Origin of the sequence: Bradyrhizobium murdochi (assembly GCF_000472965.1) — a bacterium.
GTDB classification, from domain to species: Bacteria; Pseudomonadota; Alphaproteobacteria; order Rhizobiales; family Xanthobacteraceae; genus Bradyrhizobium; species Bradyrhizobium murdochi.
The window spans coordinates 518,113-532,369 of the sequence record NZ_AXAU01000001.1 but is presented as its reverse complement, the minus strand read 5'-3'; the positions used below and the strand labels follow the sequence as shown (position 1 = coordinate 532,369).

Annotated in this window: 15 protein-coding genes; 2 read left to right on the top strand and 13 right to left on the bottom strand. The window is 63.8% G+C overall.

From position 1 onward, the window contains the following. Positions 1-37 precede the first annotated feature (37 nt). Positions 38-415, top strand: a complete 378-nt coding sequence (locus YUO_RS0102720) for a response regulator (RefSeq protein WP_028345922.1) — start codon at positions 38-40, stop codon at positions 413-415. 164 nt (positions 416-579) lie between these two features. Here the strand turns inward: YUO_RS0102720 and surE are convergent, their stop codons facing one another. The 12 genes from surE to YUO_RS0102660 all read right to left on the bottom strand — a co-directional run bounded on the left by surE (position 580) and on the right by YUO_RS0102660 (position 12,497). After that, entirely contained in the window at positions 580-1,347 is a 768-nt protein-coding gene (gene surE, locus YUO_RS0102715; RefSeq protein ID WP_028345921.1) for a 5'/3'-nucleotidase SurE, read from the bottom strand. Between the two features lie 95 nt (positions 1,348-1,442). Beyond that, complete coding sequence (locus tag YUO_RS0102710) at positions 1,443-1,856, bottom strand: hypothetical protein (RefSeq protein ID WP_028345920.1); 414 nt, start codon at positions 1,854-1,856, stop codon at positions 1,443-1,445. 11 nt (positions 1,857-1,867) lie between these two features. Further along, positions 1,868-3,199, bottom strand: coding sequence for a serine--tRNA ligase (gene serS / locus YUO_RS0102705; RefSeq protein WP_028345919.1), 1,332 nt, complete (start codon positions 3,197-3,199; stop codon positions 1,868-1,870). A 190-nt stretch (positions 3,200-3,389) separates the two neighbouring features. Next, complete coding sequence (gene tatC / locus YUO_RS0102700) at positions 3,390-4,205, bottom strand: twin-arginine translocase subunit TatC (RefSeq protein ID WP_028345918.1); 816 nt, start codon at positions 4,203-4,205, stop codon at positions 3,390-3,392. Then, positions 4,202-4,717: a Sec-independent protein translocase protein TatB gene (tatB, locus tag YUO_RS0102695; protein WP_028345917.1), complete on the bottom strand. Its 516-nt coding sequence runs from the start codon at positions 4,715-4,717 to the stop codon at positions 4,202-4,204. Before tatB ends, tatC begins: the two co-directional genes overlap by 4 nt. A gap of 121 nt (positions 4,718-4,838) precedes the next feature. Further along, the gene (locus YUO_RS0102690) at positions 4,839-5,078 is read right to left on the bottom strand and encodes a twin-arginine translocase TatA/TatE family subunit (protein WP_028345916.1); all 240 of its coding nucleotides are present in this window, start codon (positions 5,076-5,078) and stop codon (positions 4,839-4,841) included. A gap of 168 nt (positions 5,079-5,246) precedes the next feature. After that, entirely contained in the window at positions 5,247-5,978 is a 732-nt protein-coding gene (scpB, locus tag YUO_RS0102685) for an SMC-Scp complex subunit ScpB (RefSeq protein ID WP_028345915.1), read from the bottom strand. An 18-nt stretch (positions 5,979-5,996) separates the two neighbouring features. Then, the gene (locus YUO_RS0102680) at positions 5,997-6,824 is read right to left on the bottom strand and encodes a segregation and condensation protein A (protein WP_028345914.1); all 828 of its coding nucleotides are present in this window, start codon (positions 6,822-6,824) and stop codon (positions 5,997-5,999) included. Next, positions 6,821-7,843, bottom strand: a complete 1,023-nt coding sequence (gene nagZ / locus YUO_RS0102675) for a beta-N-acetylhexosaminidase (RefSeq protein WP_028345913.1) — start codon at positions 7,841-7,843, stop codon at positions 6,821-6,823. Before nagZ ends, YUO_RS0102680 begins: the two co-directional genes overlap by 4 nt. 47 nt (positions 7,844-7,890) lie before the next feature. Further along, a complete protein-coding gene (locus tag YUO_RS0102670; RefSeq protein WP_028345912.1) occupies positions 7,891-9,366 on the bottom strand; it encodes an SPOR domain-containing protein in 1,476 nt (491 codons plus the stop codon). 119 nt (positions 9,367-9,485) lie between these two features. Next, positions 9,486-11,279, bottom strand: coding sequence for an arginine--tRNA ligase (gene argS, locus YUO_RS0102665; protein ID WP_028345911.1), 1,794 nt, complete (start codon positions 11,277-11,279; stop codon positions 9,486-9,488). A 9-nt stretch (positions 11,280-11,288) separates the two neighbouring features. Further along, entirely contained in the window at positions 11,289-12,497 is a 1,209-nt protein-coding gene (locus tag YUO_RS0102660) for a deoxyguanosinetriphosphate triphosphohydrolase (RefSeq protein WP_028345910.1), read from the bottom strand. 104 nt (positions 12,498-12,601) lie between these two features. Between YUO_RS0102660 and erpA the strand changes: the two genes are divergently transcribed. Then, positions 12,602-12,931, top strand: coding sequence for an iron-sulfur cluster insertion protein ErpA (gene erpA, locus YUO_RS0102655; protein WP_028345909.1), 330 nt, complete (start codon positions 12,602-12,604; stop codon positions 12,929-12,931). Between the two features lie 213 nt (positions 12,932-13,144). Here the strand turns inward: erpA and YUO_RS0102650 are convergent, their stop codons facing one another. Continuing rightward, positions 13,145-14,050, bottom strand: coding sequence for a LysR family transcriptional regulator (locus YUO_RS0102650; RefSeq protein ID WP_028345908.1), 906 nt, complete (start codon positions 14,048-14,050; stop codon positions 13,145-13,147). Positions 14,051-14,257: the final 207 nt, after the last annotated feature.

The following is a 14,257-nucleotide window of genomic DNA, read 5'->3' as shown; positions in this document are numbered from 1 at the left end:
TGCGAACCTCGATACTCGGAAGGGCAAGGAATCCATCATGGTAGCGACACGGCCGGCGGGCTGTTCAGTTTTCCTCGTTGAAGACGAGGTCATGATCCGCATGATGGTCGCTGACATGCTGGAAGAGCTGGGCCACAGCGTAGCCGCCGAGGCCGGCGAAATCGGTGAAGCGGTCAAGCTGGTGCAATCGACAGAATTCGATCTCGCCATTCTCGACGTCAACGTCAACGGCAAGGTGATCACGCCGGTGGCCGAACTGATAACAGCGCGCAACCGTCCGTTCATCTTTGCGACCGGCTACGGCTCCTCCGGCCTGCCGCAGGAATATCGCGACCGCCCCGCGCTGCAGAAGCCATTCCAACTGGAAACCCTGGCCCAGGTGATCGCCACTACGTTGAAGAGCGCGCCGGTTTAGGGCGTCCATTCGCACATCCAACCGTCATCATCCGCGAAAGCGGATGATCCAGTATCCCAGAGACCTTTGAAAGAAACCGAGAAGCCGCGGCGTACTGGATACCCGCGGGAGCCTGTCATCGGGCGCGCGTTCGCGCGACCCGGTGGCGGGTATGACGCTTCGCGTCACTTCAGCGTCGTCGTCAACTCTTCCGAGAACGCTTCATCGGTACGATCCAGCCGCAGCGGCGTGACTGACACGTAGCGCGCCGCGAGTGCCGCCAGATCGGTGCCATCGGCCGGTGTATCCATTGTCGCGGCACGTTCGAAACCGATCCAGTAATACGGATTGCCGCGGCCGTCGTGGCGCTTGTCGATTTTCAGGAAGCCGAGATTGCGCTTGCCCTGCCGCGTCACCCGAACACCCTTAACCTGATCGGGCGTGCAGGCGGGAAAGTTGACGTTGATCACGGTATTTTTCGGCACGCCGGCATCGATCACCTTACGCAGGATGCCGGGGCCGAATTTCAGCGCGGTGTCCCACAGCGGCGCGTGACGGGTCTCGATGGAAAATTCCTGGCTGAGCGCAAACGACGGGATGCCCAGGATCGTGCCCTCGAGCGCGCCCGCGATCGTGCCGGAATAGACGACGTCCTCGGCGACGTTGCGGCCCTTGTTGACGCCGGACAGCACGAGATCGGGCATCTTCTCGCCGAGGATGTGGCGCGAGCCCATGATCACGCAATCCGTCGGCGTGCCCCGCACCGCGAAATGGCGCGGACCGATTTCGCGTAAGCGCAAGGGATCGTTCAGCGACAGTGAATGCGAGACACCGGACTGATCGAGCTCCGGCGCCACAATCCAGACATCGTCGGACAGCGCACGGGCGATCTCCTCGACGATCTTCAGACCCGGCGCATGGATGCCGTCGTCGTTGGTGCAGAGAATTCGCATCCGTCAAAATGCCTTCAGGTTCAGGTCAAGGTAGCTTTTGCCTTTGGCTGTCGTCTTATCCGGCTATCGGGGCTGAGGCAAACCGGCCTATTTCCTCATGTTTTCTTCATCCAGACACGCCAGGGGCGGGCAAATCTGGCGCCGCCATCGATTTTCATCTGCAGGTCTGGCGATGCCTGTTGCGCCGATTCGACGGGCAGAGAGGGCGGAGTCGCGTCCGCCGGCTTGGGCGAAAATGCCGCAACGGGCTCGATCGCCGGAAGCGCCCCAGCTACGGGCACCCCCGCCTCCGGCTGCTTGTGCCGCGTCCGCGCAACCGCCAGCCCCTTGTCGAAGTCAGCGACGTTGAGCCACTCCTTGGCATGCATGCGCGCGATCAGATCGTCGTCCCACAAATGGGCCACTTCGATATCGAAGGCGCCCATCAGCCGCTGGTCGATCAATTGCATCCCGTGGCCGGTAACAGCCCATTGCCTCCCGATCCAAAGGATGTCGCGATGCAATGCCATTTTGCTTTGCGCTATTTATCCCGCTCGATGGTTTTGAGCCCGCCCATATAGGGCTGCAGCACCACAGGCACCGCAATGGAGCCGTCTTCCTGCTGATAGGTTTCCATCACCGCGATCAGCGCGCGGCCGACCGCCGTGCCGGAGCCGTTCAGCGTGTGCACGAAACGCGGCTTGCCGTCGGGCCCGCGGGAGCGCGCATCCATGCGCCGCGCCTGGAAATCACCACAGACCGAGCAGCTCGAAATTTCGCGGTAAGCGCCGCCCTCACCTTGCCCGGGCATCCAGACCTCGATGTCGTAGGTCTTCTGCGCGGAAAAGCCCATGTCGCCGGAGCACAGCGTCATCACGCGGTAATGCAGGTCGAGCCGGCGCAGCACTTCCTCGGCGCATGACAGCATGCGCTCGTGCTCGTCACGGCTGGTCTCCGGTGTTGCGATCGAAACCAGTTCGACTTTTGTAAATTGATGCTGCCGGATCATGCCGCGGGTATCGCGCCCGGCGGCGCCCGCTTCGGCGCGGAAGCACGGCGTCAGCGCTGTCAGCCGCATCGGCAGTTCTTTCTCATCGACGATGGATTCGCGGACGAGATTCGTAAGCGAGACTTCGGCGGTGGGGATGAGACCCAGACGTTCAGTTTTCAATCGCTCATCCGGCGCTGCTAGCAGCTCCCCCTTAATGGCCCAGAACTGGTCGTCCTCAAATTTCGGCAACTGGCCAGTGCCGAACATCACGTCGTTGCGCACCAACAGCGGTGGATTGACCTCGGTGTAGCCGTGCTCGTTGGTATGGAGATCGAGCATGAACTGCCCGATCGCACGCTCCAGCCGCGCCAAGCCCTTCTTCAGCACCACGAAGCGCGCGCCTGAGAGTTTCGCCGCCGCCTCGAAATCCATGTAGCCGAGCGCGCCGCCGAGATCGTCATGCGGCTTCGGCGTGAAGGTGTAGTTGCGGATTTTTCCGAAGACATGGCGCTGCACATTGCCATGCTCGTCTGCGCCTTCGGGGACGTCGTCGAGCGGCAGGTTCGGAATCGCAGCGAGTTCTTTCGCCAGTTCCTCGTCCGCCGTCTTCGCGGCAAGCTCGAGGTCCGGCATCATGGTCTTGAGCTCGGCGACTTCCGCCATCAGCTTATTGGCGCGCGCATCATCCTTGGCCTTCTTCGCCTCACCGATTTCCTTCGAAGCCGCATTGCGCCGCGCCTGCGCCTGCTCGGACGCCAGGATCGCAGCCCGGCGCTTCTCGTCGATCGCGAGCAGCGAGGCCGACAGCGGCGCCAGCCCCCGGCGCCTCAGGCCGGCGTCGAACGCCTGGGGATTGTCGCGGATCGATTTGATGTCGTGCATGGGTCGTCACTCTGCAAACATTCAACACTTATTGTTAATTGTTTACAGTGCGCGGCGGCCCTCGTCATCATCCGCGAAAGCGGGTGATCCAGTATTCCAGAGCCGTTCGCGATAAATTCACTAGGTCGCGGTGTACTGGATTCCCCGCTTTCGCGGGGAATGACAGGCAATTGCGGAGCACGGTAAGTGCCTATTCCGCCGGATTGGCTTCCGGAGGCGGGCTAGTGGACGTCGACGAGGCTCGCGCGGCGGCGGCCTTCTTTTCCACCATGCGGACCGCGACGATCGCGCCCTCGTAGAGCGCCATCAAGGGAATCGCGAGCGAGGCCTGGCTGATGACGTCGGGCGGCGTCAGCACGGCGGCAATCACGAAGGCGATCACGATGAAATAGCGCCGCTTCTCGCGCAGCATCTGGGAAGTGACGATGCCGATCCGGCCCAGCAGCGTCAGGATCACCGGCAACTGGAACGCGACGCCAAAGGCGAAGATCAGCGACATCATCAGCGACAGATATTCGCCGACCTTGGGCAGCAACTGAATCTGCGCGCTCTCGTCGCCGCCCATCTGCTGCATGCCGAGCGAGAACCGCACCAGCATCGGCAGCACCACGAAATAGACCAGGAGCGAGCCGAGCACGAAGAAGAAAGGAGTTGCGATCAAGTACGGCAGGAACGCGCCACGCTCGTGCTTGTAGAGGCCGGGCGCCACGAATTTATAAATCTGCGTCGCCACGATCGGGAACGAGATGAAGGCGGCACCGAACAGCGCGAGCTTCAATTGCGTGAGGAAATATTCCAAGAGCGCGGTGTAGATAAATTTCGAATTCTCGGCGCCCGCCACCCAGACGAACGGCCAGACCAGCACGTTGTAGATCTGCTTGGCGAAGAAGAAGCAGAGGATGAACGCAATGCCAAAGCCGAGCAGCGCCTTGATCAGCCGCGAGCGCAGCTCGATCAAATGGTCCATCAACGGCGCCTTGCTGGCCTCGATGTCTTCGATGGTCATGACGCTTTGGCGTCCTTGAGAATGTCGGGCGCCGCCGGCGCGATATCCTGCGGCGCGGCCTGAACTTCACGCGTGATCGCCAGCGGCTCGGAGGCCGCCACATGCGCCTCGGCCTCGACGAAGGTTTCCGGTGTGGGCAGGGCTGGGGTCGTTGGCGTGACAGGCTCGCCGGTCGCGGAGGCAACTTGCGCATCCACCGGCTTGTCGGCAGGCTTGTCGATATCCCCAATCTGCAGGGCGTCGTTGACGTCTTTTTGCAGCGAGGTCATGACGTTGGCCGGCGAAAGACCCGTAGCCACGTCCTTGACCTCGTCAAAACTCTTCTTGAGGTCGGCCATTTCGGCCTCGCGCATGGCTTCCTGGAACTGGCCCTGGAATTCGGCGGCCATCTTGCGCGCCTTGCCCATCCATTGCCCGACCATGCGCAGCACACCGGGAAGCTCTTTCGGGCCGATGGCGATCAGCGCGACGACCGCGATGACGACCAGTTCACTCCACCCGATGTCGAACATGAATTCTTCCGCTCACGCGAGACGTCCGCGCCCCAATCCCTTTAGCAAAGATTTGGAGCCGCCCGCGTCTTTTCTCAACCGGCGTCTATCCCGGGTGCCTGGTTCAAGATGTCTGGTTGGTTCAGACAGCCTTGCTGCCGACATCCGTCCGCGCTGTCGGCGCCGGCGTCGCATTGTGATCGATGGTCTTCACCGGTTCGGCGGGCTTTTCGGGCGCCTTCTCATCGTCCTGCATGCCCTTCTTGAAGGCCTTGATGCCATTTGCAACATCGCCCATCAGGTCAGAAATCTTGCCGCGGCCGAACAACAGCAGGACCACTGCGATCACGACGATCCAGTGCCAAATGCTAAGCGAACCCATCCTGCAACCCTCCAAAAGAGACGGCCGGCTTCCGGCCAAGCTTTCGCGGAAGGTAGGCCCGCGGGGTGTCAAAAACAAGGACCCCTGCCGCGGCAAATCGCTGTCGCGGCTACGTATTATGGCTATTATTAACCCCGCCTGAGTGGATAATCGGCGGCGCCATCGGAACTAGCTTTCGCTGCCGCCTTCAGGCTCGGCGGCCGGAGCCAGCAGCAGTTCCAGGTTATCGCCAGCCTCCAGCGGATCCTCGTCCTCGCGCAGCACCACGTCATCCGACGGCGTCGGAACGCTGAAGCCGGAAGGCAGCCGCGAATCCAGAAGCCCCGTCCCCTTCAGCTCTTCCAGGCCGGGCAGGTCGCTCAGCGCCTCCAGGCTGAACTGCGAAAGGAACGCTTCCGTTGTGCCGAACGTCAGCGGCCGCCCCGGCGTCTTGCGGCGGCCGCGGGGGCGAATCCAACCGGTTTCGAGCAGCACATCCAGCGTTCCCTTTGACGTGATCACGCCGCGGATCTCCTCGATCTCGGCGCGCGTCACGGGCTGGTGATAGGCGATGATCGCGAGTACCTCGATCGCCGCCCGCGACAGCCGCCGCGTCTCCGTGCTTTCGCGCGTCATCAGCCACGACAGGTCGCCCGCGGTGCGGAACGTCCATTTGTTGGCGACGCGCACCAGATTGACGCCGCGCGGCGCATATTCCGCCTGCAACTGCGCCAGCGCCGCCTTGACGTCGACGCCGTCGGGCATGCGCTTAGCCAAGGTCGCCTGGTCGATCGGCTCCGCAGAGGCAAACAGCAACGCTTCGAGCAGCCGCAACTCCTCGGGCCGCGCGGCCTGATCGGTATGCTGGTCGATGGGATGATCCTCGGCATCTTCCATGCGTTTTTCCGCCAGGCTTGCCATGGCTAGGTCTCCTTCCACTTACTCGACCGTCATATCCGGCGCAGGCATTGCGGCCTGCGGCGGACGCTTACGAAAATACAGCGGCGCGAACGCCTCTTTCTGGTTCAATTCCATCTCGCCTTCGCGCACCAGTTCGAGCGCCGCGGCAAAGCTCGACGCGAACACCGTCGCCCGCTGCGAGGGATCGACCACATAGCTGAGCAGGTAATCGTCGAGACAGCTCCACTCCTCGGATTCGGCCATGCCGACCAGCCGCTCCAGTGAAGCGCGCGCTTCGGCCAGCGACCACACCGTGCGCTTGGCCAAATGCACCGTCGCCAGCACGCGCTGCTGGCGCTGCGTGGCATAGGCGGTGAGCAGGTCGAACAGTGTCGCGGTGAATTTGGGATGCTTGATTTCGGCGATCGTTTCCGGATTGCCGCGCGGGAAGATATCGCGCTGGAACTGCGGCCGGTTCATCAACCGGTTGGCGGCTTCGCGGATGGCTTCGAGCCGGCGCAGCCGGTTGGCCAGCGCAGTCGCCATTTCCTCGGCGCTTGGCCCATCGGGCGTGGCCGGTTCGGGCAGCAACAGCCGCGATTTCAGGAACGCAAGCCAGGCGGCCATCACGAGGTAATCGGCGGCGAGTTCGAGGCGGATCTTTCGCGCCGCCTCGATGAAGGTCAGATACTGGTCTGCCAGCGCCAGGATCGAAATCTTGGCGAGATCGACCTTCTGCTGCCGCGCCAGCGTGAGCAGCAGGTCGAGCGGGCCCTCATAGCCCTCGACGTCGACGACCAGCGCCGGCTCGCCGTCGGTGATTTCGGCGGGCCGTCCGGTTTCAAACGATAGAATCTCAGCTGTCATGCCGTTCCTACCCGATCCATCAACGCTTCAAGTTCAGCCCGCGCCGCCTGCCGGTCGAACGCCTCAGGCTGCTTTCGCGAAGCCAGCGCCCGTGTGGCGCGGCTCAAGGCCTCGCCCGTCAGTTCCGGCGTCTCGCGCGCCACATCGCGCATTTCGTCGAGCTTGCCGTTGCAGTGCAGGACCATGTCGCAGCCGGCGCTGACGATGGCGCGGGTCCGATCCGAGATCGATCCCGCCAACGCATTCATCGACACGTCATCACTCATCAACAAACCCTGGAACCCAATTACGCCGCGAATCACCTGCCGGATGATTGTCGCAGAAGTCGTCGCCGGTTGGACGGGATCTAACGCGCTAAACACAACATGCGCGGTCATGGCCATCGGCAGGTCTGCCAGCGGTTCAAACGCGGCGAAATCGGTTCGTTCCAGCTCTTCCCGCGCTGTATCAACGGTCGGGAGCCGGAAATGGCTATCCGCATTTGCCCGACCATGGCCGGGAATGTGCTTCAGCACGGGTAGCACGCCGCCCTGCTCCAGTCCCTCGGTGACGGCTCGGGCGATCGCTGCGACCTTGCCCGGCTCGGTTCCATAGGCCCGGTTCCCGATCACGGCATCCGCGCCAGCCACCGGCACGTCCGCCAGCGGCAGGCAATCGACGGTGATGCCTAGGTCGATCAGGTCGGCCGCGATCAGGCGCGAGCTCAAGCGCGCGGCCTGCAGGCCCAGCGCCGGCTCGATGTTGTAGAGCGCACCGAAGGTGGCGCCGGGCGGATAGACCGGCCAATGCGGCGGCCCGAGCCGGGCCACCCGCCCGCCTTCCTGGTCGATCAGGACCGGCGCATCCGCCTCGCCTGCGCAGTTTCGAAATTCATTAACAAGCGCAGATACTTGGTCTGGTGTCTCGACGTTGCGTTTGAACAGGATGAGACCCCATGGCCGCTCGCCACGGATGAATTCGCGCTCCGCGGCGCTCAGCTCCAGTCCCGATACGCCCGTGATGAATGCGCGGCTTGTCATGGGGGCCGATTAGGCCCCTCACGGCCCCGGGGTCAAGGAAACCGCCGTTAATTCCTTTGGACGAAGCACTGTCCGCCGGCAGATTTCAGGCTACTGCAGACCTGCGCCGCCTCTTCGGACGAGCCGAACGGGCCGGCGAACGCGCGGTAATAGACGCCCTTTTCGCCGAGATCGACGCGTTTCACCAGCGAGGAATGCTGTCCCAGCACACTCGGGAACTTGCTCTGCAGCGCCCGATAGGAGGCCTGAGCGTCAGCCTCGTTCTTCTGCGAGGAGACTTGGACCAGATAGCCACCGCCAGTCGGAGCAGCCGGCTGGGTCGGATTGGTCGCCGCCATTCGGGTTGGCGAGGCGGGATCGGCCTGCGGCCCGAGCGACACCGGCGTATTGGCGCTGGCATTGGCCGAAGCCGGATTACGCGCTGGCGGTGTTACGGGAGCCGCAGCCGGAGCAGCCGCGCTTCGCGTCGTCGGTGCCGGCCTCGGCGGCGGCGCGCTGGCCCCTGCCGGGATGCCGCCATTGTCGGCGGGGTCGCCCTTCACGGCGAGCGTCCTGATCCTGCGCGGCTCGTTGTTCGGCATCGTACCGTTCACGCCGGTCTGGGGCGGCGGGCCGGACGGCGAAACGCTCGCGACCGGCGGCGGGTTGCTATTCGGATTCAGCGGCGGAAACACCACGCGCGGCGCGCCGGACCTTGCATTGACGTCCACCGGCGTCTCTTCGCGCGACACGAGCTTCTCGCCGCCATCGCCTGGCAGCATGCGGTCAGGCGCCTTGGCGGCGCCCACGTCAGACGGTGCCGGCATTACCTTGGTCGGGCTGTTGTCGGCCCTGATGATCGGCGGCTCGCCCGAGCGGGGCGAACCGATGTAAGTGCGATAGGCAAAGGCAGCGCCCGTCCCGACCACAGCCAACGCCAGCACCGCAGCGACCGTCATCAGGCCGCTCGAGCGCTTCTTCGGAGCGGGCTCCTCCTCCTCGTACTCGCCCTGGTACGCATACGGATCGTCCGGATAGGCCGGATCGCGCCGATAGTCGTGCTCGCCGTTTTCGAGCCGTCCATACAGCGCTTCGTCATAGCGCGACGGGTCCTGCTGCGGCTCGTCGGCATCTTGCTGCGGAGCCTCGTAATAGTCCTGCGAGTCCTGCGCGGGCGCCTGATGCTGGGCCGCGTAGCGGTGCAAGGGGTGCACCGGCGCCGGCTGGTAGTCCGGCTCGTCGTCGTGAGCCTGATCCTGCGGCAAAGGCGATGGAAGTGGTGGCGGCGGGGTTTCCTGCCGCGTCTCCTGGCGCGCACGCTGCATCCATGCCGGCGGGGCCGGCGGCGCGTCGAGATCTTCCGGTGCATCATACTGCTGTGGACGCACATTCGCCCGCGACTGCAGCGGACGCGGTGCCGGTTTGGCGGCAGCCCCGTACGGGTCGTTCTGCCCGATCAGCCTTGCGAGCTCGGCAAGCGGATCGCTCTCGCCGCGATCTTGGTCGGCGGAGGGAAAATGTCGTTCCTGATATCGATCAGCCATCGTGATGATGCATCCCCTACGGGACAGCGCCAACCCGCCATGTCAAACAAACCATGACGAGCGTGGCCCCTGCCAGATACCCCCACGAACCCCCATCCGTGAAGGGCCTTCGCCCCTGCCTACCGCATCTCGGTCGGAGCGTGGACGCCGAGAACGGCTAAGCCCGATGCCAGAACCGAGACGACGCCCTGGACCATAGCCAGTCGCGCCCTCGTGATTTCTGCATCATTAGTTATAATGAAGCGTAAATAGGGCAAATCCCGCCCCTTCGTCCATAACGCGTGAAATTCACTGGCTAAATCATACAGATAAAAAGCGATTCGGTGTGGTTCGTGTGCGACCGCCGCCGCCTCGATTATCCGGGGATAGAGCGCCAGCCGCTTCAAAAGGTCCAGTTCGGCCGGATCCGTCAGCCGCTCCACCGGGGAATCCCCCAAATAGGCCGTCCGGGCCGCGTCATCCTCCGGGAGGTCTGGGACTACCTCGCGGGCATTCTTGAAAATTGAGTGGCCGCGGGCGTGCCCGTATTGGACGTAGAAAACCGGATTGTCCTTCGATTGCTCGAGCACCTTGGCGAGGTCGAAATCGAGCACGGCGTCGTTCTTGCGGAACAGCATCATGAACCGCACCGCATCGGACCCGACCTCGTCGACCACTTCACGCAGCGTGACGAAATCGCCGGAGCGCTTCGACATCCGCACCGGCTCGCCGGCACGCAGCAAGCGAACGAGCTGCACCACCTTGACGTCGAGCGCCGCCTTGCCGCCGCTGACGCCCTTCACCGCCGCCTGCATGCGCTTGATGTAGCCGCCATGGTCGGCACCGAACACATCGATCATGTCGAGGAAGCCGCGATCGACCTTGTTCTTGTGATAGGCGATGTCGGAAGCGAAGTAGGTGTAAGAGCCATCCGACTTGATCAGCGGACGATCGACGTCGTCGCCATAGGCGGTGGCGCGGAACAGCGTCTGGATCCGGTCCTCGTAATCCTCGACCGGCTTGCCCTTCGGCGGCGCCAGGCGACCCTCGTAGATGTCGCCCTTGGCGCGCAGGAAATCGATGGTCTCGGTGACCTTGTTGTTGCCGGTCTCGATCAGCGACCGCTCCGAGAAGAACACCTCGTGCTTGATGTTGAGCGCGGCGAGGTCGCCCTTGATCATGTCCATCATCATGGCGATCGCCTTGGCGCGCGCGATCGGCAGCCAAGCGGCTTCAGCCATCGCCTTCAGCTTGTCGCCGTGTTCGGCAACAAGCGCCTGCCCGACCGGCACGAGATAGTCGCCGGGGTAAAGCCCTTCCGGGATCTCACCGATGACTTCGCCGAGCGCTTCCAGATAGCGAAGGTAGGCCGAGCGCGCGAGCACGTCGACCTGCGCGCCGGCGTCATTGATGTAATATTCGCGGGTGACGTCATAGCCTGCGAAATCCAGCAGGCCGCACAGCGCATCGCCGAACACCGCGCCGCGGCAATGGCCGACATGCATCGGCCCGGTCGGATTAGCCGAGACATATTCGACATTGACCTTGGCGCCGGCGCCGACTGCGCTTTTGCCATAGGCCGCACCTTCGCGCAGCATGGTGCGCAATTCGTCGGCCCAGACCTGAGGCTTCAAGGTGAGATTAATGAAGCCGGGTCCGGCAACCTCAACGGCGGCAACCAGATCGTCGGCGCGCAATTTTTCCGCGATCTTGTCGGCGAGTTCGCGCGGCTTTGCCTTGGCGTCCTTGGCCAGCACCATCGCGGCGTTGGTAGCCATATCGCCATGGCTCGCATCACGCGGCGGTTCGACCACGACGCGGGAGAAATCGGTGCCGGCGGGCCATTGGCCCTCGGCTGCGAGCGCGGCGCAGATCGCCTGCACGCGCGCCAGCGCGTCGGCGAACAGATGTTGTGTGGCTGGCTGATCGGACATGGCCGCCGCCTAACGCAAATCCGGGGTCGAGTCAAAAAGCCGCTGGTGCTCCATCAGGGCGTAGCGGTCGGTCATCCCGGCGATGAAATTGCCAATCCGGCGCGCCCGCTCGCCATCCGTGACGCGCTCGGTACCCTCCACCCATTCGGCCGGCAGGTCCCCCGGCGAATTCTGGTAGCGCGCGAACAGGTCGAACAGGATGCCTTCCGCCTCGCCCATCACCCGCATCACCCGGTGGTGGCGATACATGTGCTGCTTCAGGAACGCCTTGATGGCGGCCTCCTCCTCGGCGACGTCAGGCGGAAAGGCGATCAGCGGCTGGTGATGGTGGCGGACGTCATGAGCCGATTGCGGCTTCGCTTGTGCCAAGCGCCTGTCCGCCTCCGACATGACCGCCACGATCATGTAGGAAATCAGCTCGCGTACCAGTTCCGCGCCGCGCCTAGCGTCGTCAAGATTGGGATAGTGCCGGTCGATTTCGGCGATGATCGCCTCAGTCAGCGGCATCACCTTGAGGTCGTCGACGGCAAACAGGCCGGCGCGCAGGCCATCGTCGATGTCGTGGGCATCATAGGCGATGTCGTCGGCAAACGCTGCGGCCTGCGCCTCCAGGGAGGCGTAGCTCCATAGCTCGAGATCGAATTTTTGATTGAAATCGGAAATGCCGATGGGGATGTCGCTGTCGCTGTAAGGCCCGGCCGGGGCCCCGTCCCGCTTGGTCAGCGGGCCGTTGTGCTTGACGATGCCCTCCAGCGACTCCCAGGTCAGGTTCAGCCCGTCGAACTCGGGATAGCGATGCTCCAGCGAGGTCACGACCCGCAGCGCCTGCGCGTTGTGGTCGAAGCCGCCGTGATCCCTAAGGCATTTGTCGAGCGCCCGCTCGCCGGCATGGCCGAACGGGGGATGGCCGAGGTCATGGGCCAGCGCCAGCGTTTCGGTGAGATCCTCGTCGAGGCCGAGCTGGCGGGCCAGCGCGCGGGCGATCTGCGCCACTTCCAGCGAATGGGTCAGCCGGGTGCGGTAGTGGTCGCCCTCGTGGAACACGAAAACTTGTGTCTTGTGCTTCAGCCGGCGGAACGCGGTGGAATGGATCACCCGGTCGCAATCGCGCCGGAACGGGCTGCGAGTCCGGCTCGGCGGCTCCGGAAACAGCCGGCCGCGGCTCCGGTCAGGGTCGCAGCCATAAGGCGCGCGGGGGGCAGCCATTCCGACCGACACGGTTTTTTAGTCCTTATCCATTTGATTCCGCGAGATTGCGCACTTAACTATGTCTAACGCGCCATACCAAATGAATTGGGTATGACGGGGCCGGAGACCATGCAATGACCACTGCCATCACCGTCAGCGAGCGGGCTGCTCGCCGCATCGGCGAAATCCTCAGGAACGAAGGCGACGGCGCCATGCTGCGCATCTCCGTCGAGGGCGGCGGCTGCTCCGGCTTCCAGTACAAGTTCGACGTCGACCGCGCCAAGGCCGAGGATGACCTGGTGATCGCGCGCGAGGGCGCGGTGGTGCTGGTCGATCCGGCCTCGGTACCGTTCCTCGCCGGCTCAGAAGTCGATTTCGTCGACGATCTGATCGGCGCCTCGTTCCGCGTGGTCAACCCGAACGCCACGGCGTCGTGTGGCTGCGGGACCAGTTTTTCGGTTTGAGACAGAGACGCGAAGGCGTCTCCACTTGTCGTCCCTGCGGAACGCAGGGACCCATAATCACCGTCGCCAATTGTTGAAGCACAGCCGGCGACCACCCTTCCCGGACAACATCCGCCGCGGCGTATGGGTCCCGGATCGCGCTCGCTACGCTCGCTTGTCCGGGACGACGTGGTGTAGATCGTCGCTCTACCCATCCTACAACAAACAAGCGCTCTACGCCTCGCGCGCGTAGCGCGGCAAATCGCTTTTCAGCATTTCGAGAACGTCATCCCTGACCGGATCGCGCGTGCCGCGCGTCCAGGCGGCCGCTAGCGGCAGCTTGTTCATGTCGGAGGCGGCAAGGCGGATGAAGCGGACGCCGCGCGTCGCCATGCGCGATGTCCAGCGCGGGACGATGGCGACGCCAAGGCCGGTGGAAACCAGGTTGACGATGGTTTGCTTCTCATCAGCGATTTGCGACACGCGCGCCTCACACCCCGCCTCGGCGAACAGTTTCATGGTGAGGTCGTGGCTGTGCGGACGCGAGCGCCGTTCGGGCACGATCAACGGCTCGTGCTCGAGATCGGCGATGGTCACGCGCTTGCGCTGTGACAGCGGATGCCGATCGGCGACCGCGACGACAGCCGTCTCGTGCAGCAGAAACAGAAACTCCAGACGCTTGTCGGGCCGCTCCGGCGGGCGCACGAAGGCGAGATCGAGCCGGCCGGACAACAGCCGCGGCAGCAGTCGCACGGTCTTGTCCTCGACCAATTGCACGGTGACGTCAGGCCGCCGCCTGCGGAAATCGTGCAACAGCCGCGGCAACAGTCCCGCGGCGGCGCTGTCGATCGCGCCGACGCGAATGATTGCCGCGCGCTTGCGGCCGCCGGTGCGAAACCGCCCTGCAAGCGCATCGGCCTGCGCCAACAGCGCCCGCGCCTCCTTGAGCAGCACGGCGCCATCATCTGTCAGGGCGACGCTTCGCGTCGTGCGCGTCATCAGCCGCGTGCCGAGGTCCTCTTCGAGCAGGCGGATGAAGCGACCGAGCGCCGACGGCAGCATGTCGAGCCGTTGCGCCGCCCGGCCAAAATGCAGTTCTTCGGCGGCAGCCACGAAGCAACGCAAGTGATGAAGGTCCATCGCTCCTCCCCGCCAGGATTATATCAATTTTTTGTATAAACGCGAGGCAGTTGTCCATCGGCGGCGGCCGCCACAGGATGCTCCGAGCAAGGCCCGCAGGTGCCCCTGTCATTGCGAGCGCAGCGAAGCAATCCATAGCGCCGCAAGTGGAGCGATGGATTGCTTCGTCGCTCCGCTCCTTGCAATGACTGGTCTACGAGCGGAGAT

Coding starts and splice junctions, on each gene's coding strand:
- YUO_RS0102670 (WP_028345912.1), bottom strand. CDS start 9,366: ATGGCTGATCGATATCAGGAACGACATTTTCCCTCCGCCGACCAAGAT.
- surE (WP_028345921.1), bottom strand. CDS start 1,347: ATGCGAATTCTCTGCACCAACGACGACGGCATCCATGCGCCGGGTCTG.
- scpB (WP_028345915.1), bottom strand. CDS start 5,978: ATGGCAAGCCTGGCGGAAAAACGCATGGAAGATGCCGAGGATCATCCC.
- tatB (WP_028345917.1), bottom strand. CDS start 4,717: ATGTTCGACATCGGGTGGAGTGAACTGGTCGTCATCGCGGTCGTCGCG.
- serS (WP_028345919.1), bottom strand. CDS start 3,199: ATGCACGACATCAAATCGATCCGCGACAATCCCCAGGCGTTCGACGCC.
- YUO_RS0102680 (WP_028345914.1), bottom strand. CDS start 6,824: ATGACAGCTGAGATTCTATCGTTTGAAACCGGACGGCCCGCCGAAATC.
- YUO_RS0102690 (WP_028345916.1), bottom strand. CDS start 5,078: ATGGGTTCGCTTAGCATTTGGCACTGGATCGTCGTGATCGCAGTGGTC.
- nagZ (WP_028345913.1), bottom strand. CDS start 7,843: ATGACAAGCCGCGCATTCATCACGGGCGTATCGGGACTGGAGCTGAGC.
- YUO_RS0102650 (WP_028345908.1), bottom strand. CDS start 14,050: ATGGACCTTCATCACTTGCGTTGCTTCGTGGCTGCCGCCGAAGAACTG.
- erpA (WP_028345909.1), top strand. CDS start 12,602: ATGACCACTGCCATCACCGTCAGCGAGCGGGCTGCTCGCCGCATCGGC.
- argS (WP_028345911.1), bottom strand. CDS start 11,279: ATGTCCGATCAGCCAGCCACACAACATCTGTTCGCCGACGCGCTGGCG.
- YUO_RS0102710 (WP_028345920.1), bottom strand. CDS start 1,856: ATGGCATTGCATCGCGACATCCTTTGGATCGGGAGGCAATGGGCTGTT.
- tatC (WP_028345918.1), bottom strand. CDS start 4,205: ATGACCATCGAAGACATCGAGGCCAGCAAGGCGCCGTTGATGGACCAT.
- YUO_RS0102720 (WP_028345922.1), top strand. CDS start 38: ATGGTAGCGACACGGCCGGCGGGCTGTTCAGTTTTCCTCGTTGAAGAC.